The organism is Streptomyces amakusaensis (assembly GCF_039532665.1).
GTDB lineage: Bacteria > Actinomycetota > Actinomycetes > Streptomycetales > Streptomycetaceae > Streptomyces > Streptomyces amakusaensis.
The window spans coordinates 21,978-40,894 of the sequence record NZ_BAAASB010000013.1 but is presented as its reverse complement, the minus strand read 5'-3'; the positions used below and the strand labels follow the sequence as shown (position 1 = coordinate 40,894).

17 protein-coding genes are annotated in these 18,917 nt (G+C 73.4%); 7 read left to right on the top strand and 10 right to left on the bottom strand.

Annotation, left to right across the window (positions count from 1 at the left end):
- Positions 1-19: 19 nt before the first annotated feature.
- The 5 genes from ABD371_RS22945 to ABD371_RS22925 form a co-directional block, all read right to left on the bottom strand.
- Entirely contained in the window at positions 20-976 is a 957-nt protein-coding gene (locus ABD371_RS22945) for an SCO2278 family lipoprotein (protein ID WP_465270034.1), read from the bottom strand.
- The gene (locus ABD371_RS22940; protein ID WP_344479708.1) at positions 909-1,883 is read right to left on the bottom strand and encodes an FTR1 family protein; all 975 of its coding nucleotides are present in this window, start codon (positions 1,881-1,883) and stop codon (positions 909-911) included. The genes ABD371_RS22945 and ABD371_RS22940 overlap by 68 nt, the downstream gene beginning before the upstream one ends.
- Positions 1,884-1,965: 82 nt before the next feature.
- On the bottom strand, positions 1,966-2,871 hold the full coding sequence (locus tag ABD371_RS22935) for a heme ABC transporter ATP-binding protein (protein ID WP_344479706.1): 906 nt from the start codon (positions 2,869-2,871) through the stop codon (positions 1,966-1,968).
- On the bottom strand, positions 2,862-4,028 hold the full coding sequence (locus tag ABD371_RS22930; RefSeq protein WP_344480012.1) for a FecCD family ABC transporter permease: 1,167 nt from the start codon (positions 4,026-4,028) through the stop codon (positions 2,862-2,864). Before ABD371_RS22930 ends, ABD371_RS22935 begins: the two co-directional genes overlap by 10 nt.
- A 2-nt stretch (positions 4,029-4,030) precedes the next feature.
- Entirely contained in the window at positions 4,031-5,032 is a 1,002-nt protein-coding gene (locus ABD371_RS22925) for a heme/hemin ABC transporter substrate-binding protein (RefSeq protein WP_344479705.1), read from the bottom strand.
- 254 nt (positions 5,033-5,286) lie between these two features.
- Between ABD371_RS22925 and ABD371_RS22920 the strand changes: the two genes are divergently transcribed.
- The 3 genes from ABD371_RS22920 (at position 5,287) to ABD371_RS22910 (ending at position 9,358) form a co-directional block, all read left to right on the top strand.
- Positions 5,287-6,735, top strand: a complete 1,449-nt coding sequence (locus ABD371_RS22920) for an HtaA domain-containing protein (protein ID WP_344479703.1) — start codon at positions 5,287-5,289, stop codon at positions 6,733-6,735.
- Between the two features lie 23 nt (positions 6,736-6,758).
- On the top strand, positions 6,759-8,489 hold the full coding sequence (locus ABD371_RS22915) for an HtaA domain-containing protein (RefSeq protein WP_344479701.1): 1,731 nt from the start codon (positions 6,759-6,761) through the stop codon (positions 8,487-8,489).
- Positions 8,490-8,602: 113 nt separating this feature from the next.
- Entirely contained in the window at positions 8,603-9,358 is a 756-nt protein-coding gene (locus ABD371_RS22910; protein ID WP_344479700.1) for a PhzF family phenazine biosynthesis protein, read from the top strand.
- 49 nt (positions 9,359-9,407) lie between these two features.
- Here ABD371_RS22910 and ABD371_RS22905 read toward each other — a convergent pair whose 3' ends face one another.
- Together ABD371_RS22905 and map are read right to left on the bottom strand one after the other, a co-directional pair.
- Entirely contained in the window at positions 9,408-10,127 is a 720-nt protein-coding gene (locus ABD371_RS22905; protein ID WP_344479698.1) for a biliverdin-producing heme oxygenase, read from the bottom strand.
- A gap of 101 nt (positions 10,128-10,228) precedes the next feature.
- Positions 10,229-11,086, bottom strand: a complete 858-nt coding sequence (gene map, locus ABD371_RS22900; protein WP_344479697.1) for a type I methionyl aminopeptidase — start codon at positions 11,084-11,086, stop codon at positions 10,229-10,231.
- A gap of 77 nt (positions 11,087-11,163) precedes the next feature.
- Between map and ABD371_RS22895 the strand changes: the two genes are divergently transcribed.
- On the top strand, positions 11,164-11,403 hold the full coding sequence (locus ABD371_RS22895) for a hypothetical protein (protein ID WP_344479695.1): 240 nt from the start codon (positions 11,164-11,166) through the stop codon (positions 11,401-11,403).
- 55 nt (positions 11,404-11,458) lie between these two features.
- Here ABD371_RS22895 and ABD371_RS22890 read toward each other — a convergent pair whose 3' ends face one another.
- Both ABD371_RS22890 and ABD371_RS22885 read right to left on the bottom strand, forming a co-directional pair.
- Positions 11,459-12,739: an MFS transporter gene (locus ABD371_RS22890; protein ID WP_344479694.1), complete on the bottom strand. Its 1,281-nt coding sequence runs from the start codon at positions 12,737-12,739 to the stop codon at positions 11,459-11,461.
- A 228-nt stretch (positions 12,740-12,967) separates the two neighbouring features.
- Positions 12,968-13,573, bottom strand: a complete 606-nt coding sequence (locus ABD371_RS22885) for a hypothetical protein (protein WP_344479692.1) — start codon at positions 13,571-13,573, stop codon at positions 12,968-12,970.
- Between the two features lie 117 nt (positions 13,574-13,690).
- Here ABD371_RS22885 and npdG point away from each other — a divergent pair, with 117 nt between their 5' ends.
- The gene (gene npdG / locus ABD371_RS22880; protein WP_344479691.1) at positions 13,691-14,386 is read left to right on the top strand and encodes an NADPH-dependent F420 reductase; all 696 of its coding nucleotides are present in this window, start codon (positions 13,691-13,693) and stop codon (positions 14,384-14,386) included.
- A 97-nt stretch (positions 14,387-14,483) separates the two neighbouring features.
- Positions 14,484-14,663 (top strand): hypothetical protein, encoded by a 180-nt coding sequence (locus tag ABD371_RS22875; protein WP_344479689.1) that lies wholly within the window; start codon positions 14,484-14,486, stop codon positions 14,661-14,663.
- 21 nt (positions 14,664-14,684) lie between these two features.
- Here the strand turns inward: ABD371_RS22875 and ABD371_RS22870 are convergent, their stop codons facing one another.
- On the bottom strand, positions 14,685-15,491 hold the full coding sequence (locus ABD371_RS22870) for a site-2 protease family protein (RefSeq protein ID WP_344479688.1): 807 nt from the start codon (positions 15,489-15,491) through the stop codon (positions 14,685-14,687).
- A gap of 128 nt (positions 15,492-15,619) precedes the next feature.
- Here ABD371_RS22870 and ABD371_RS22865 point away from each other — a divergent pair, with 128 nt between their 5' ends.
- Positions 15,620-18,898 carry an ATP-binding protein gene (locus ABD371_RS22865; protein WP_344479686.1) on the top strand — a complete coding sequence of 1,093 codons (3,279 nt, stop codon included), beginning with the start codon at positions 15,620-15,622 and terminating at the stop codon, positions 18,896-18,898.
- Positions 18,899-18,917: the final 19 nt, after the last annotated feature.

Below are 18,917 nucleotides of genomic sequence, written 5' to 3'. Positions count from 1 at the left end.
GAGGGCCGCCGAGGGGGGCCTACGCGCCCTTCGCCGAGGTCAGGCCCGTCAGCCGGGCGAGTACGTCGACCTTGCCGCCGCCCTTGGCGTCCGCCTCGCCGCCGTCCTTCGCCGGGGGGACGATCACGGCCTGGCTGGAGACGCGCTCCTTGGTGAGCGAGGACTTCACCCGGCCGGAGAGCAGCGCCCGCACATCGGGGGCGATCTTGATGGGGACACCCTTCGCGGCGGTCTCGCGCTCGAAGTTCCGCACGGTGAAGAAGACGAGCGCGCCGCCGTCCTCGGTGGGGAACGCGAGCGGGGCGAAGTCGCCGCGCGTCGCCGGCTCGTCCAGATACTGCTTGGAGCGGCCGGGGCGGCGGGACTCCTCGGCGCGGGAGGCGCGCCAGCCGGAGGTGTGCGGGCCGTCCTTGAAGGTGCGCGGCGAGCCGGTCTGCAAATAGGAGGCGTACGCGTCGCTCAGCGCGCGCGGCCGGTGCGCCAGGGTGGCGCTGTCCACGGGGACGGGAGTGGCGAAGCCGTCCTGACCGGTCCTGAGGGCCGGGATCTGCGCGGGCGCGAGGATCGTCAGATAGGCCGCGCGCCAGAGCTGGTCGGGGCCGTTGCGCAGGAAGACGATCACCCAGCGGTTGTCCTGCCGGCCCCCGTCCCGGTCGCGGTTGGAGTCGACGTCGGCGACGAAGTAGCGCGGCCAGCCGGCCTTCTTGGTGATGGTGAACCGGGGGTCGGTCAGCTCCAGCGGCGTGTGCCGGGGGTTGCCGTCCGGATAGTTGACGCTGCGTGACTTCAGCCCGGCCTGGTTGACCGAACCGAGCGCCCCGGTGACCCGGGGGGCGGCGAGAGCGGGGTCGTACGCCTTGTCCGCCGCGTTGTAGGCGGCGGTGAACTCCTTCAGGGCCAGGGCCGCTTCAGCCTCCGTCGCGGCCGGCACCACGGCCAGCTCCCCGTGGACCGTCACACAGCCGGTCGCCGTCAGCGCCAGTGTCAGCGCCAGCGCCGCCGGGGCGGCCGACAGCGTCCGGGTCCGGCCCCGCGGGCCGGGCGCGTGCCGCCTTCTCACCGGAATCGGCCTTCTCATCGGTCGTCTTCTCCTCGCCCCCGGCTGACCGCCCGAAGCCTACCGGGGCGCCCGGCAGCACGAGCGCGGGGACCAGACAGAGCGCCCACACCGAGAACTGGACGAAGGTGGGGTCGGCCGGGACGCCGACGACCGCCGTGAGGAGAGTGCCGTACCAGCTGTCCGGCGGCAGCGCCGACCCGAGGTCGTACGCCTTGTCCGAAGCACCGGGCAGCAGCCGTGCCTCCTGGAGCCGGCGCACTCCGGAGCCGAGCATCCCGGCGGCGGCCATCGCCAGCAGCCCGGCCGTCCACGGCAGACAGCGGGCCGCCGGGAGCCGCCGTACCGCCCGCAGCGCGGGCAGACAGAGCCCGACGGCCGTCACGGCCCCGAGCAGCAGCAGGGCGAGCGGCGCGGCGGAGCCGTCGGGGTCGATCGCCGACCGGACCGCCGACCAGGCGAACCGCGCGCTCTCCACCCCCTCCCGCCCCACCAGCAGCAGTCCGGCCGCGAACAGCCCGCGCCGGGCCGCGCCCAGCTCCCCGTGCGTCATCCGGAGCACCAGCCTCGCGGCGGCGCCGGCCGCCGCGATCGCGAGTAACCCGCCGAGCACCTCCGCCGCCTCGAAGGTCAGCCCCGGCGAGCGGGTGCCGAACTCCAGCGCGAAGCCCGCCCCGAGCGAGCCGAGCACCGCGACCCCCGCGCCGAGCAGCAGCGGATACGGCGACTCCCGCCGCCCGGTCCGGATCAGACACCCGATCAGCACACAGACGGCGAGACCCGCCGCGATCCCCTGCCCCAGCCCGAACAGATAGTTGTCGAACATCCCGCCCTCTCCGACGATCGGCGCACGCGTCGTGGAGCACCGCTCAGAAGGACGTTCCGATCAGCGAGGAGGTTCGGTCGGCTCACCCGTTCGGTTCGTCCGTTCGGTTCGCCGGGCCGGGGATCGGGCCGGGGAGCGGGGCGTTGGGCGAGCGCTGCCCGCGACGCGGGACGACGACCGGCTCGCCCGAACGCGGGTGCGGGAAGACCTCCACCGGCTGCCGGTAGACCCGGCTCAGCAGCTCGTCGTCGAAGATCTTCGCGGGCTCGCCCTCGGCCGCGATCCGCCCCTCGTGGAGCACCGCGACCCGGTCCGCGTACGCGGCGGCGAGCCCGAGGTCGTGCAGGACGACGACCACGCCGTCCCCGGCCGCCGCCCGCTCGCGGCAGACGCGCAGGACGAGTTCCTGGTGGCGGAGGTCGAGCGCGGCGGTCGGCTCGTCCAGCAGCAGCAGCGAGGTGCGCTGGGCGAGCGCCCGGGCGAGGGCGACCCGGGCGCGCTCGCCCCCGGAGAGCGCGGCGAAGGTGCGGCCGGCGAACTCGGCGGTCTCCGTCGCCGCCATCGCCTCGGCGACGGCCTCGTCGTCCTCGTCCTCCAGCGCGGTCCCCGCCCAGGGGGCCCGCCCCATCCGGACGACCTCCTCCACCGGGAAGGGGAAGGAGAGCGCGGCGGACTGCGGCAGCACCGCCCGGCGCAGGGCCAGCTCACCGGCCTTCCACTCACCGGCGGGCCGGTCCGCGATCCGTACCGTGCCCCGATCGGCCCTCAGATCGGCGGCGAGCGCCCCGAACAGCGTCGACTTGCCCGCGCCATTGGGCCCGACCAGCGCGAGCACCTCGCCCGCGCGCGCCGACAGCTCGATCCCGGCGAGCACCTCGCGGCCCCCCAGCCGGACATGGAGCCCGCGCGCCTCGGCGAGCACCGTGCCCGGGGCCGGCCGCTCGGGCAGCTCGCGCCCTCGGATGCCGAAGAGAGTCCTCACGCCCAACCACCTTGCTTGCGACGGGTCCTGCGCAGCAGCCAGAAGAAGAACGGGCTGCCGAAGAGTGCGGTGAGCACACCGAGCGGCAGCTCGGCCGGCTCGGCGACGGTCCGCGCGGCGAGATCGCCGACGGCCAGCACCAGCGCGCCGCCGAGCGCGGAGCCGGGCACGAGGAAGCGGTGCCCGGGGCCGTTCGCCATCCGCAGCAGATGCGGTACGAGCAGCCCCACGAAGGTGATGATGCCCGCGACGGCGACGGCGGCGGCCGTCAGCAGCGCGACGACCAGGATGAGGACGATGCGCAGCCGCTCCACGTCGACGCCCAGATGGCGGGCGGAGCGCTCGCCGAGCGAGAGCAGATCCAGCTTGCGCGCGTAGAAGGGGGCGATCAGCAGCCCGAGGACGGTGCACGGGAGCACGGCGAGCACCTTGGGCCAGGTCGCCTGCGAGAGCGAGCCGAGCTGCCAGAAGGTGATCTGGGTGATCTGCGCGTTGTCGGCGAAGAAGATGAAGAGGCCGATCAGCGCGCCCGCGAAGGCGTTGACGGCGATGCCGGTGAGGATGAGGGTGACGACCTCGGTCTTCCCGCCGGAGCGGGAGAGCGCGTAGACGAGGAGGACGGTCACCAGGCCCGCGGCGAACGCGAAGACGGTGATGGTCCAGTTGCCGAAGAAGGTCAGCCCCAGCGCGATGGAGGCGACCGCTCCCACGGCCGCTCCCGAGGAGATGCCGATGATGCCGGGCTCGGCGAGCGGATTGCCGAACACGCCCTGCATCAGCGCGCCCGCGCATCCCAGCGAGGCTCCGACCAGCAGCGCCAGCACCACACGCGGCAGCCGTACATTCCACAGCACGCTCTCGCCGACCCGGTCGAGCGGCTGCCCGCCCAGGCCCATGCGGTGCCGGGCGGAGGCGATGACATCGCCGAGCGGGATGTCGTACGCGCCGTATCCGGCGGACACCAGCGCGACGAGGAAGAGCGCGCCGAGCAGTCCGGCGGTGAGCAGATACGCGGTGGAGCGGCGGCCCCGGGGGACCGCCGCCGGGGGTACGGGGGTCTTGGCCGGGTGGACGGTGCCGCCCGCTTCGGTGCGGGGCGGTTCGGCGCTGCCCGCTTCGGCGCGGGGCGGTTCGGGGGCGCGGGACTGGGCCTCGGTCGACATGGTCACGCGCCGTTCGCGTACAGCTGGTCCACCAGCGAGGTGAGGACCTCGTCGGTGCGGGGGCCGTAGTTCAGCAGCACCCCGTCCGGCACCGACACCACCCGGCGGTCCATGCCCGCCGGGGTCTGGGCGACTCCCGGGATCTTGACGAGTCCGTCGACGCCGCCGACCGAGTCGAGCCCCTTGCTCATCACGAGGATCGCGTCCGGCGCGGCCTTGGCGAGCGCCTCGCTGGTGATCGCCGTGAAGTCCTTCGTCAGACCGGACTCCTTGCCCGCGTCCACCGCGCCGGCCGCCTCCAGCAGCGAGGAGGCCCCGGAGTCCGCGCCGCCGAGGAGGTACACCGAGGCGGTGCCCCGCAGATAGAGGAAGGCCACCCGGGGCTTCTTCCCCTCGGCGGGCTGCGGGATGTCCTTCTGGACGGCCGCGATCCGGTCCTGTGTGCGCTTCTCCAGCTCGGTGCCCGAGGCGGGCACGCCCAGCGTCTCGGCGACCTTCTCGATCCGGGTGCCGACGTCGTCGAGGCCCTTCGCGGTCTTCACGACCACCAGCGGAATGCCCGCATCGCGGATCTGCTGGATGGACTCGGCGGGTCCGGACACCGTCTCGGCGAGGACGACCGTCGGCTTCAGCGACAGCACGCTCTCGGCGGAGACATCGTGGCCCCGGGTCACCACGGGCAGCTTCTCGGCCTGTTCGAAGGTGGCGGTGACATCGCGGGCCACCACGTTCCCGCCGAGGCCCAGGGTGAAGACGATCTCGCTCAGGGAACCGGTCAGCGGGACGATCCGGTCGGTGGAGCCGACGGTGACCCTCCTCCCGTCCTCGGACCGCACGGTCACGGGCAGTCGCGGCTTCGCGGCCGTGCTCAGCGGCTCGACCCGGTCGGCGGCCACGGCGGGCTTCCCCTTGGCGGCGGAGTCCTTCCCGGCCGGCGAAGCGGAATCACCCGCACAGCCCGTCGCCACCAGAGCGACGGCGAACGCGGTCAGAGCCGCGCCCACCAGGCGAAATCTGCGCGTTGAACGCGCGGAGGGCTGCGAGAGCACCGAGGGCACCGTCCTGTCGTTCCAAGGCACGCCGTTTCCGGCATGGTTCGGGGGGCGTTCCCCCGCTCGTCCCGGGCCGACGGCTGAGTTGAGAAAACCGGACCCGGTAGCCAAAACCGGAATGCAAGGGGCTACCGGTACAGGCTGGACATAGCTTAGGTTAGCCTTACCTCGCTCTGCCAGACGCTGTACCCCCTCGGAGGGATCTCATGCTGCCGTATCGACGGGCCCGTGTGCTCGCCGTCGCGCTTCTCGCGGCCCTGCTCGGAGCGCTGCTCCCGGTCGGGACCGCCCACGCGGCGGACCGCTCGGTGCAGGGCGGCAGGCTCGACTGGGGCATCAAGTCGTCCTTCCAGAAGTACGTCACCGGCCCCATCGCCAACGGCAGTTTCCGTCTCACGGCGGGTGCCGCCACCGTCGGCGACAGCCTCTTCCGCTTCCACTCGGCCAAGGGCTCCTACGACCCCGACACCGGCGCGTTCGAGGCCGCCTTCACCGGCGGCGTCCAGTTCACCGGCCACACCAAGCCGGACGGAGGCAATGAGCTGGAGCTGGCCCTGAGCCGCCCCACCGTCAAGATCTCCGGCGGCGCGGGCACGCTCCACGTCGACATGGTGAGCAAGGCCCGGGGCAGCGGCAAGGTCACCACCGTGCGCCAGGTCGCCTTCGCCTCGCTCAACCTCTCCGGCATCGACATGAAGGGCGGCGGCAGCCCCGTCGCGCTGAACAACGTCCCCGCCACGCTCACCGCCCAGGGAGCCGACGCCTTCGCGGGCTTCTACACCGAGGGCACCCCGCTCGACCCGATCAGCCTGAGCGCCGACGTCACGGCCGGAGCCCCGGAGCAGGGCCAGAAGCAGGCGAAGCCGGAGAAGCCGGCCGAGTCCCCGGCCGCCGACAAGCCCGCGGAGAAGGCGGGGAAGTCCGGCGACAAGGCGGAGAAGAAGGCCGCCCCGGTGCGTGACGCCGTCGTCGACTGGGGTGTGCGCCGCACCTTCCGCGAGTACGTCACCGGCTCCATCGCCCAGGGCGAATGGACCCTCGCCGAAGGGGCCCAGGACGGCGGCGCGCTCTTCCGCTTCCCGCGGGGCAAGGGCACGTACGACGCCGGGAAGCAGTCCCTGAAGGCCTCCTTCGCCGGCTCCGTCCGCTTCACCGGGGAACACCTCGACCTCACCCTCGCCAAGGTCACCACCGAGGTGAAGGGCGGCAAGGGCACCCTGAGCGCCGACGTCCTCAGCGAGGGCGAGACCCGCAAGGCCGTTCCGCTGGTCACCTTCACCGCGAAGGACTTCGCCCCCAAGGACGGCCTCGCCTCCCTCACCGAGGCCCCGGCCACCCTCACCGAGGGCGGCGCGAAGGCCTTCGGCTCGATGTACAAGGCGGGCACCGCCATGGACCCGGTCTCCCTCGCGGTGGCCGTGGACGACAAGGCGGCGCTCCCCGCGCTGCCCGACCTCGGCAGCGATGTGGGCCCCACCCCCTCCGCGACCGGGTCCAAGGCCGCCGAGAAGCCCGCCGCCGACGCGGCCCCCGCCGCGGACTCCTCCGAGTCCTCCTCCCTCACCTGGGTCTACGTCGCCATCGGCCTGGGAGTGCTCGCCGCGGCGGGCCTCGCCCTGGTCCTCGTGCGCCGTCGCCGTACGGCCCAGAACTGATTCACACCTAGGAGCAATCCACCATGCCAGCGACCCGCCGACCCATCGTCATCGCCGCGGCGGCGGCCACCGCCGCCGCGCTCGGAGCCACCGCACTCGCCCTCCCGGCGGTCGCGGCCGACACCTCGAAGGCCGCCGAGGGCCAGACGGCGGCGGCAGCCGTGCCGGCCGGCTCCTCCGCGATCAAGCTGGAGGCGGGCACGCTGGACTGGGGCTTCAAGGAATCGTTCCGGAAGTACGTCGGGGCCGGGAACATCGCGGTCGCGGACGGCGCGAAGCAGGCCGAGGACAACGGCCCGTTCACCTTCACGGACGGCACGGGCACCTATGACATGAACGGCCATGTCAACAAGACGTCCTTCAAGGGCAGTGTCGTCTTCACCGCCAAGCGCTTCACCCTCAAGCTCTCCGACGTCCGGATGACCAGTGACCGCGAGGGCGGCACCATTCAGGGCGATGTCACCCTCGACGGCGAGGTCCGCGAGGACATCCCGATCGCCGAGCTGGACATGACCAGGGCGACCCCCGGCGGCGGCGGGGCCGGCGGGGCGATCGTCTTCAAGGACATCCCGGCCACCCTGACCGCCGAGGGCGCGTCCGCCTTCCGCTACCCGGAGGGCGAGGTCCTCGACACCGTCTCCCTCGCGGTGAAGCCGGCGGCCGGCGGCGGCAGGCCGTCCCCGCCCCCCTCCGAGAAGCCGGACCCGGAGCCGAAGCCGGACCCGGACCCCGAGCCCGACCCGGAGGGCGGCCGTCCCGCGCCGCCGCCGTCGAAGAACCCGGGCTTCGAGCCCGAGGGCGACGCCTCCGGCTCCACGAAGTCCGGGGCCCGGGCCGCCGGGGGCGGCGCGATCGTCGACGGCAACCTCGACTGGGGCATCATGGAGCGCTTCCGCAAGTACATCTCCGGTCCGATCGCCCACGGCGAGGCCCGGTTCTCCGGCGGCGCGAAGGCCACCGCCGGCGGCTACCGCTTCCCGCAGGGCAAGGGCACCTACGACGCGGCCAAGAAGTCGCTCTCCGTCGCCTTCGAGGGCAGTGTCCGCTACCTGGGCCACTACGACAAGGACAAGGGCACCCACGCCCTCGACACGACGTTCAGCGGCTTTGAAGTCAAGGTGAACGGCACCAAGGGCTCGGTCGTCCTCGACGTCAAGGGCAAGAGCCAGAAGACGGGCAAGGTCGAGGTCCACAACGACGTCGAGGTCGGCACGCTGACCGTCCCGGCCGGCGCGCTCAAGGCCGAGAACAGCGTCGTGAAGCTCACCGACGTCAAGGGCATCCTCACCAAGGCCGGGGACGACCGCGCCTTCAGCGGCTTCTACGAGCCGGGCGAGCAGCCGATCGACCCGGTCAACCTCGCCGTCTCGCTGGACAAGGGCGCCGAACTCCCCGAGCCCCAGGCCGGCTCGACCGGCGGCTCCACCGGCTCCACCGGAGGCTCGACGGGCGGTTCGACGGGCGGTTCGACCGACTCCACCACGGGCGGCACCACCGGCGGTACGACCGGCTCCACCACCGGCGGCACCGTCGGCGGCTCGACCACCGGCGGTACGACCGGAGGCACCACCGGAGGCACGACGGGCGGCACCACGGGCGGCGCGGCCACCGGCGGCTCCACCGGCGGATCCCTCGCCTCCACCGGTGCCGACCTCCCCGCCACCGCGCTGATCGCCGCCTCGGCGGGCATCGCGGCGGCCGGCGCGGGCGTCGTCCTCGCCATCCGCCGCCGGGAGGCCGGAGCCGGTTCCTGACCCGCTCCCGCACCCCCTCGGCGGGGCCGTACCGACGCCACGCGCGCCGGTGCGGCCCCGCCGCCGTTCCGCGCGCCGACGCGATATCGCCCATCTGGTGCTTCAATGCCCCCGTGAACGAACGCGACCTGCGCCATGTGCTCGATGTCCTCAACGTCTTCTGCGACGCCGACGGGCGGCACGGCAACCCGCTCGGAGTCGTACGCGACGCACGCGGCTACCCGGACGAGGCGTCCCGGCAGAAGCTCACGAACGAGCTGGGCTTCAGCGAGACCGTCTTCGTGGACGACCCCGAGCGCGGCGCCGTCGACATCCACACCCCCGGACAGCGCCTCCCCTTCGCCGGGCATCCGCTCGTCGGCGCGGCCTGGCTGCTCGACCTGGCGGAGCTGCATGTGCCGGCCGGCCCGGTCTGGGCGCGCGGCGACGGGGAGTTCACCTGGATCACCGCACGGGCCGAGTGGGTCCCGCCCCGGCTGCTCCAGCGGTACGCCACCCCCGCCGAGGTGGACGCGCTGCCCGCGCCGCCGCCCGGCGAGGGCTGGCTCTACGCCTGGGCGTGGGAGGACGAGGCGGCGGGCCGGGTGCGGGCGCGCGGCTTCCCCCGGCGCGGCGGGCCGATCGTCGAGGACGAGGCGACCGGCGGGGCCGCGTTGCAGCTCACGGATCTGCTGGGCCGCGCCCTGAACATCACTCAGGGCCGGGGTTCGCAGATCCTCACGGCCCCCGGCCCCGACGGCACGGTGGAGATCGGCGGCCGGGTGCGCCTCGCGTCCCCCGCCGCGGTCCCGGCCCGGGGCATCGCGGGCCCGGCCCCGGTCCCCGCCCGCCGCCTCAGCGTCGCCGATGCCCTGCGGCTCATGAGCTGACGGCGGGAAGCCCCGCGGGCACGGGCCCGCGGGGCTTCCCGGTGATCGCTCAGGCGCTGAGCGGGAACTCGCCGTCCAGCGCGCGGAAGACGGCCCCGTTGAAGTCGAAGGCGCGCTTGCACTCGTCGACGATCCGCTGCTTCTCCAGGTCGTCGGTGTCCACCCCGTCCAGCAGCTCGCGGTACCCCCGCTTGAACGCGGCCGGGTTGGTGATCCGCTCGAAGACGTAGAACCGGACGCCGTCGCCCTTGCGCTCGAAGCCCCAGGTCTTCTCCGCCCTGTCGCGGATGATCTGACCGCCGGACAGATCGCCCAGGTAGCGCGTGTAGTGGTGGGCGACATACCCGGCGGGCCAGACGCGCGCGCACTCCGCGACCCGGGCGGCGTACGCCTCGGTCGCGGGCAGCGCGGTGGCCAGCTCACGCCACCGGGGGCCCATCAGATGCGCCAGGTCCCGCTCCAGCTCCGCCGTGCGGAACAGCTCCGGCTGGATGAAGGGGCCCGCTATCGGGTCGTCCTTGAGCGACTCGGCCGCCTCCTCCAGCGCCCGGTACACGAACCACAGCTGCTCGGTGTAGCGGGCGTACGCGTCGACGCCGAACCGGCCGCCGAGGAGGTGGCCCATGAAGGGGGAGCCCTCCGCCTCGGTGTGCTGCTCGTGCGAGGCGACCCGGATGAGCGTCGAGAAGGGCGTACCGGTGGGCGTGTCGGTGGCGATGGCGTCCAAGGCGGTGACCTCCAGGACCGGGGGCGGACGAACGGACGGCATGCGGACATGGCCGCTGCCGCCTCCGATCATCCTACTTAGGTTTACCTAAGTCAATGGGTTCCCGACGCCTTGTCGGTAAAAAAATCCGCTCCGCCGCGCGCTCAGGGCAGCGTGAGGATCTCCGCGCCGGTCTCCGTCACCACCAGCGTGTGCTCGAACTGGGCAGTCCGCTTGCGGTCCTTGGTGACCACGGTCCAGCCGTCCTCCCACATGTCGTACTCATGCGTTCCGAGGGTCAGCATCGGCTCGATGGTGAACGTCATGCCGGGCTGGATGACGGTGGTCGCGTGCGGGGAGTCGTAGTGCGGGACGATCAGCCCGGAGTGGAACGAGGTGTTGATCCCGTGGCCGGTGAAGTCGCGGACCACGCCGTAGCCGAAGCGCTTGGCGTACGACTCGATCACCCGGCCGATGATGTTGATCTGCCGGCCGGGCTTGACGGCCTTGATCGCCCGGTCGAGCGACTCCCGGGTCCGCTCCACCAGCAGCCGGGACTCCTCGTCCACATCGCCGCAGAGATAGGTGGCGTTGTTGTCGCCGTGCACCCCGCCGATGTACGCGGTGACGTCGAGGTTCACGATGTCGCCGTCGCGCAGCACGGTGGAGTCGGGGATTCCGTGGCAGATGACCTCGTTGACCGAGGAGCAGAGCGACTTGGGATAGCCCCGGTAGCCGAGCGTGGAGGGGTAGGCGCCGTGGTCGCACATGTACTCGTGGGCGACCCGGTCGAGCGCGTCCGTGGTGACCCCGGGGGCGATGTGCCGGGCGGCCTCCGCCATCGCCCGCGCGGCGATGCCGCCGGCGATCCGCATCCGTTCAATGGTGTCGGAGTCCTGCACCTCCGGCCCGCTGTACGGGGTCGGGGCGGGCTTCCCGACGTATTCGGGTCGCCTGATGGCGGCGGGGACGGAGCGGGTGGGGGAGAGTTCCCCGGGCACGAGGAGTGACTGGCCAGACATGCCAGCGAGTCTAACCACGGGGTGTGGGGCAGCATGGCCTTCGAAGGCACGGCTGTGTGACGGGAAGGGAGCGGGCGATGGCCCTGTTCAAGAGGCGCACGGTGGGCAAACCGGGCGAGTGGTACTACTGCCTCAAGCACCAGAAGGTCGAGGAGGGCCCCGACTGCCCGGCGAAGGACCGCTTCGGTCCGTACGGCTCGCGCGAGGAGGCGGAGCACGCCATGGCGACCGCGCGGGAGCGGAACCAGGAGTGGGAGAACGACCCGAAGTGGCACGACGCTCCCAAGGACGCCCCCAAGGACGGGCCCGGGGCCTGACGGGCGGGTGAGCCGGGGCCGGGTTCGGGCCCGCCCCGGCCTCGCCCCGCCCCGGTCACTCGCTCGCGGCCTTCTCCCGCTGGGCACGGCGGAGCTGCGCGTCCTCGTCGGTGTCGGAGTCGTACCGCAGCAGCTTGGGCAGCGCCGCCGTCAGCAGGACCACGCCCGCCACACAGACCACACCACCGCTCCAGATCGCCGCCCGGGTGCCCGTCCACCCCGCCATCGCGCCGGAGCGGACCTGGCCCAGCTGCGGGCCGACGCTGTACGAGAGCACCTCGATGCCCGCCAGCCGGCCCCGCAGCTCGTCCGGGATCGTCTGGTTCCAGATCGTCATCCGGCCGAGCCCGCTCAGCGTGTCGCCCGCGCCCGCCACCGCCAGCGCGAACAGCACCAGCCACACATTGCCGAACCAGCCCGCCGCCGCGATGCCCAGACCCCAGATGGTCGCGCCGTAGATCACCAGCAGCCCGTGCCGCCGCACCTTGCTGGTCCAGCCGCTCATCGTGCTCATCACCACCGAGCCGACCGCGATCGCGGCGAACATCAGCCCCAGCGACCACGGCGCGTCCAGGTCGTCCGCGAGGAAGGGGAAGATCGCGATCGGAAAGGCGAAGATCATCGCCACCAGGTCGATGACATAGGTCCCCAGCAGCACCGGGCGGGACCAGGCATAGCGCGCACCCTCCACGATGCCCCGCAGCGAGGGCTTCTCCGCGTCGTGCGCGGGCGGCGCGGGGGCGAGCCGCATACACATCAGCACCGAGACGGCGAACCCGAGCAGGGTGATCCCGTACGCCGTCGCATGGCCCGAGTACGCCACCACCAGCCCCGCCGCCGACGGGCCCGCGATCCCGCCGAGCTGCCAGCGCAGATTGTTCAGCGCGGCGGCAGCCGTCAGCTGGTCGTGCGGCACGATCCGGGCCAGCATCGCGTCCAGCGCCGGCCGCTGGAGCCCCGCCATCGCCGAGACCCCCGCCGCGACCACGTACAGCGGCCACAGCATCGGCTCCGGCAGCAGCGCGTTCACCATCAGGATCACCGCCAGGACCCCGAGGCCCGCCTCCGTACCGATGATCAGCTTCCGCCGGTCCATGGAGTCGGCGAGCGCCCCGCCGTACAGTCCGAAGACGATCAGCGGCACCAGCTCCACCGCGCCCATCGCGCCGACCGCGAGCGGGGAACCCGTCAGATCCTTGATCTGCAACGGCAGCGCGATCATCGCCATCGAGCTGCCGAAGTAGGCGATCAGCCCCTGGATCCAGAGCAGCCGGAAGTCGGCGGAGGATCGCCAGGGCGAGAGATCGGGGAGTATCGCGGAGAGCTTCGACGTCACAACGGACCATCGTCCGCGCCGTCGGCCGCCCCGGGCAACCGAATTACCTGTGACCTGCACGATTCCTGGGGCCCTGGGTACTCCCGCTCGCGCGGGCCCCGCCGGGGCGACGCTCCCGGCGGGCGAGGTCCACAGGAGCGGTACGGGCACGGTACGGGCCCACCAGGACGAGGCTCACCGGGATCACCGGGCCCCGGCCCGGACCCCCGCCAACCTCCCCGGAGGGGCTCACCAGCGGGCCGGGGGCGGTGCGGTGAGCTGGTCGACCAGTCGGGAGAGGCGGTCGCGGAAGCGGCGGGAGCCCCGGGAGCCGGGGAGGCTGTTCTCGCCGGCGGCGGCGCTCACCAGGTGCTGGACCATGTCGAAGTCCACCACCGAGCCGTCCGCCGCCACCGACAGCGTCTCGTGGGCGAGCCCCCGCGTCTCGGCGTCGCCGCCGTCCAGCGCCAGCACCGTGGCACCGGCCCTGCGGGCGTCGTGGACCCGCTCCAGCAGGGCGTCCTCGGGCCGCTCCGGGGCGACCACGAGCAGCGTCTCACCGCGCCGCACCCCCTCCAGCCGGCCGAGGCCGACCCCCAGATGCGGCGGGTCGCCCGGCCGGGCGCGGTGGCGCACCAGCGTGGGGGCCAGCTCCGGCAGCCCCGACCAGGCGGCCTCGTCCACCAGATGCGCGGCCATGTGCCAGGGCTCGTACTCCTCCGTCCCCACCAGCAGTAGCCCGCCCCCCTGCGGCACCACCGACGATCTCAGCACCCCCGCGAACCTCCGGGCCGCGCCCGGCCACTCGGTGCCCGTCAGAACCTCGCGCAACAGCGCCACCCGTACGGCGTCCATGCCCCCGCATCCTTCAGCACCCGCCGCGCGAACGAGGGGCGGTCGGCCGCGCCTCACCCGTTAGGGAGCCCCGGCCGGGCCCCGGCCCCCTTCCGTACCTGCGAGTAGGGTCGGCCCATGACTTCCACTCAGAACACAGCGCCCAAGGACCCGTGGGACCTCCCCGACGTCTCGGACCTCGTCGTCGGCGTCCTCGGCGGCACCGGGGACCAGGGGCGCGGTCTCGCCTACCGGCTCGCCAAGGCCGGCCAGAAGGTGATCATCGGCTCCCGGGCCGCCGAGCGCGCCGAGAGCGCCGCCGCCGAACTCGGACTGGGCGTCGAGGGCGCGGACAACGCCGAGTGCGCCCGCCGCAGCGATGTGGTGATCGTCGCCGTGCCGTGGGACGGGCACGCCAAGACCCTGGAGTCCCTCCGCGCGGAGCTGGCCGGCAAGCTCGTCGTGGACTGCGTCAACCCGCTCGGCTTCGACAAGAAGGGCGCGTACGCGCTGAAGCCCGAGGAGGGCAGCGCCGCCGAGCAGGCGGCCGTCCTGCTCCCGGACTCCCGGGTCGCCGCCGCCTTCCACCACCTCTCGGCCGTCCTGCTCCAGGACGCCTCCGTCGAGCGGATCGACACCGATGTGATGGTGCTCGGCGAGTCCCGCGCCGACACCGACATCGTCCAGGCGCTCGCGGGCCGCATCCCCGGCATGCGGGGCGTCTTCGCGGGCCGGCTCCGCAACGCGCACCAGGTGGAGTCGCTGGTCGCCAATCTGATCTCGGTCAACCGCCGCTACAAGGCCCACGCCGGCCTGCGCGTCACCGACGTCTGACACTCCCCGCCCCCCCGGCGGGCCCTGGGCGAGCCGCGAGCGGGGCATGGGGGACACTGGACGGGACGGACATACACCCCGACAGGAGCCTCCCCCCATGCCCCGCCTCGCTCTCTTCGCACTCGTCGTCTGCGCGCTCGCCGTGGTGGCGGCCGTGCTCTCCTTCACCCAGGGCATGTGGATCGGCGTCGTCTGGGTGCTGGTGGCCGGCCTCTCCTCCAACATGGCCATCTACTACTTCCGCAAGGCGAGGATCGACCGCGCCGCCGCCGGCTGATCCGGGTCGGCCGACCCGCCCCTACGCCCCGAGCGTGTACGGGAGGCAGTGCTCGTTCTCGCCCTCCCAGAAGCGGTAGTAGTCGAAGCCGCAGGCGCTCATGATCTCGTCGACGCCCAGCACCCTCAGCACCGCGTCGACCGCGTCGAAGAACACCGCGTTGAGCGCCGGGATGAACAGCAGCGCGAAGACCAGCAGCAGCCCGAACGGCGCGAGCGGCTCCACCTGGCGGCGGATCCGGTACGACAGCCACGGCTCGATCACCCCGTAGCCGTCCAGCCCCGGCACCGGCAGGAAGTTCAGGATCGCGGCGCTCACCTGGAGCAGCGCCAGGAAGCCCAGCGCGTACTGGAAGATCAGCGGCACCCCGTCCAGCGCGTCCAGCCAGAACGGCGCGGTGCACACCAGCGCGAAGAGCACATTGGTCAGCGGCCCCGCCGCCGAGATCAGACTGTGCTTCCAGCGGCCCCGGATGCTGCCCCGCTCGACGAAGACCGCGCCGCCCGGCAGACCGATGCCGCCCAGGATCACGAAGAGCACCGGCAGCACGATGCTCAGCATCGCGTGGGTGTAGGCCAGGGGGTTGAGCGACAGATAGCCCTTGGTCCCGATCGACAGATCGCCGCTGTGGTGCGCGGTGGCGGCGTGCGCGTACTCGTGCAGACAGAGCGACACGATCCACGCCGAGGTGACGAAGAGGAAGACGGCCAGACCGGCGGAGGCGGCGTAGTCCGTCCACACCGCCCAGCCGGTCACCGCCATCACCGCGAAGATCCCGAGGAACACGGGACTGACGCGCCAGTCGCTGTGGCGAGAGGTGGTGGGCATGGGCGGGACTCCTGAACGTACGGGGATCTGGCGGACCGAACCGTACAGGCGACGGGCCCGGTGCGGGCCCCAACCCCCGTGGTTTCGGCCGCGCGACCGGGCGGGCCCGCACCGGGGACAATGGCCGGGTGCGTATTTCGCTGATCGGCACCACCAGGGCCCTGCGGGCCGACGGCACCCCCGTCGCCGTCGGCGGACCGAGGCTGCGTGCCCTGCTGACCGTGCTGGCGATGCGGCCCGGACACCCGGTCACGCTCGGCCGCATCGTGGCCGAGGTCTGGGACGGCGACCCGCCGGCCGACGCGCCCGGGGCGGTGCAGGCGCTGGTCGGACGGTTGCGCCGGGCGCTCGGCCGGTCCGCCGTCGCCTCCGTGGACGGCGGTTACCGGCTGTGCGCCGAGCCGGACGACGTGGATCTGCACCGGTTCGACCGGCTCACGACCCAGGGCGCGAAAGCGGTCGCGAACGGCGACCCGGACACGGCGGAGACCCTCCTCGACGAGGCGCTGGAGCTGTGGCGCGGACCCGTGCTCGCCGATCTGCCCGACCGGGCCGCCGAGGCGTCCCGCTGGGAGGCCCGCCGCACCGACGCCCGCCGCACCCGGCTGACGGCCCTGCTGGCGCTGGGCCGGGGAGCCGAGGCGCTCCCCGAGTCGGCCGCCCTCTGCGCCGCCCACCCGCTGGACGAGCCGCTCCGCCTGCTGCGGCTGCGCGCGCTGAGCGAGACGGGCCGCCCCGCGCGGGCCCTCGCGGAGTACGAGACCTTCCGCCGCGATCTCGCCGACCGCCTCGGCGCCGACCCCGGCCCCGCCCTCCGCGCGCTCCACCGGGACCTCCTCACGGCCCCGGACCAGGCCCGGGCCCCGGCTCCGGCTCAGGAAGCGGCCCCCGCGCCCCGGGGGAATCTGCGCGCCCGGCTCACCTCCTTCGTCGGCCGGGAGCACGACATCGAGGTGCTGCGGGAGGATCTCGCCGCCGCCCGGCTCGTCACCCTCACCGGACCCGGCGGAGCCGGCAAGACCCGGCTCTCCCAGGAGGTCGCCGAGCGGCTCGCACCACAGGCCCCGGACGGCGTCTGGTTCGCCGAACTGGCCTCGGTGACCGACCCGGACGATGTCGCCGAGGCCGTCCTCACCGTTCTCGGCGCCCGCCACACCGTGCTGCGCGGCGCGGGGGCCGAAGAGCTGCTGGCCGCCGAACGGCACGGCGGCGACGACGCCCTCGTACGCCTCACCGAGCACTGCGCCCGCCGCCGGATCCTCCTGGTCCTCGACAACTGCGAGCATGTGGCCGGCGCGGCGGCCGTGCTCGCCGACACCCTCCTCGCCCACTGCCCCGGGCTGCGGATCCTCGCCACCAGCCGGGAGCCCCTCGCCGTCCCCGGCGAACTGCTGCGGCCGGTCGGCCCGCTGCCCGCGCCCACCGCGCTGCGGCTGCTCACCGAGCGCGGGGCCGCCGCCCGGCCCGGCTTCACCCCCGACGACGACCCGGAGGCCTGCGCCGAGATATGCCGCCGGCTCGACGGCCTCCCGCTCGCCATCGAACTCGCCGCCGCCCGGCTGCGCGTGCTCACCCCCCGGCAGATCGCCGACCGCCTCGACGACCGCTTCCGTCTCCTCACCGCCGGCAGCCGCACCGTCCTGCCCCGCCAGCAGACCCTGCGCGCCGTCGTCGACTGGTCCTGGGAGCTGCTGGAGACCTCCGAGCGGGCCGTCCTGCGCCGCCTCTCCGTCTTCTCCGGCGGCTGCGACCTGGCGGCGGCGGAGGCCGTCTGCGCCGACGGCTCAGGCGTCGACATCGCCGACGCCCTCGGCTCCCTCATCGACAAATCGCTGGTCGTCGCCGCCCCCGACGGCCCGGACGGCATGCGCTACCGCCTCCTGGAGACCGTCGCCGAGTACGCCGCCGAACGCCTCGGCGAGGCGGGCGACCGGGCCGCGACCGAGCGCCGCCACCTCGTCCACTACCGCGAACTCGCCCGTGTCACCGACCCCCTGCTGCGCGGCCCGCGCCAGCGCGCCGCCATCGAGCTGTTCCAGCGCGAGTACGAGAATCTGCGCACCGCCCTGCGCCGGGCGGTCGCCGCCGAGGACGAGCAGGAGGCGCTCTCCCTCGTACTCCATCTCTTCTGGTACTGGCAGATACGCGATCTGCGCACCGAGGCCCGGCACTGGTCCGGGGCGGCCACCGCGCTCGGCCCCGATCCCTTCACGTCCCCCGTCGCCCCCGTGCCCCCGGTCTTCGAGCGTTTCACCGACGCACCGCCGCCCATGGGGCCCGAGCTGCTCCACGAGGCCCGCCGGGGCGTCGCGCTCATCCACCTCATCTTCTTCAACCACGAGGCCGACGCCTGGGACGGCCCCGAGAGCATGGACCGGCTGCGCGCGGTGAGCCTGGCCTACCGCCCGGGGCTGCCGCAGACCTGCCGTACCCCCGGCATCCTCTGGTTCTTCGCCATCCTGATGACCGGCGAGATCGAGACGCTCAAGAGCATGCTGGACGAGACCGTCCGGGCCTGCCGGGAACTCGGGTACGAGTGGGAGCTGGCCGGCGCGCTGGAGACCCGGGCCGGCATCCTCGCCAACCGGGGCCGTCTGGCGGGGGACGCGACCCGTGACGCCGACGAGTCGCTGGAGATATTCCGCCGCCTCGGCGACGCCTGGGGGGCCGCCCAGGCGCTCTCGGCGCGCGGCGAGGCCAGGGAGCGGCGCGGCGAGTACGGGCCGGCCGGCGAGGACTTCGCCCTCGCCATCGAGTACGCCGAGCGGATCGGCGCGCGGGGGAATGTGGGGGTGCTCCGGGCCCGGCTCGGCGGCATCCTGCTGGAGCTGGGCGAGCTGGAGCGCGGCGAGAAGATGATCCGTCAGGTGCTTGAGGAGAACGAGGGCCCGGACAACGAGAGCACCGCCGTCGCGCGGATCTATCTCTGTCTCTGGCTGGGCCGCACCGGCCGCCGGGCCGAGGCCCGGGAGCACATCGAGCGGCTGCTCGTCCAGTTCGACTCCCACACCATGGAGTTCTTCAAGGGCATGATGATCGGCTACATCGCCTGGCTCGATCTCGGCGACGGCGATCTCCGGCTGGCGCTGGAGCGGACCAGGCATGCGCTCGCCACCGCCCGGGAGCCGCTCGCCATGATGATCGCGCCCCACCTGGCCCCGTCGTACCTGGTGACGGCGGCCGGCGTACTGGCGGCGGCGGGCCCCGAGCGGGCCCCGGACGCGGCCCGGCTGCTCGCGGCCTCCGACGCGCTCGTTCCCGAGGACCACTTTCTCTCCTCCCACGAGCGCATCTGCCGCGAGGAGGTGGGGGCGGCGGTCCGGGCGGCGCTCGGCGCCGCCGCCTACGAGGCCTGCTACGCGGAGGGCGGCCTCCTCACCCTGGAGGAGGCCGCCGCCCTGGTCTGAGCCGCCCCCCGTGACGGCT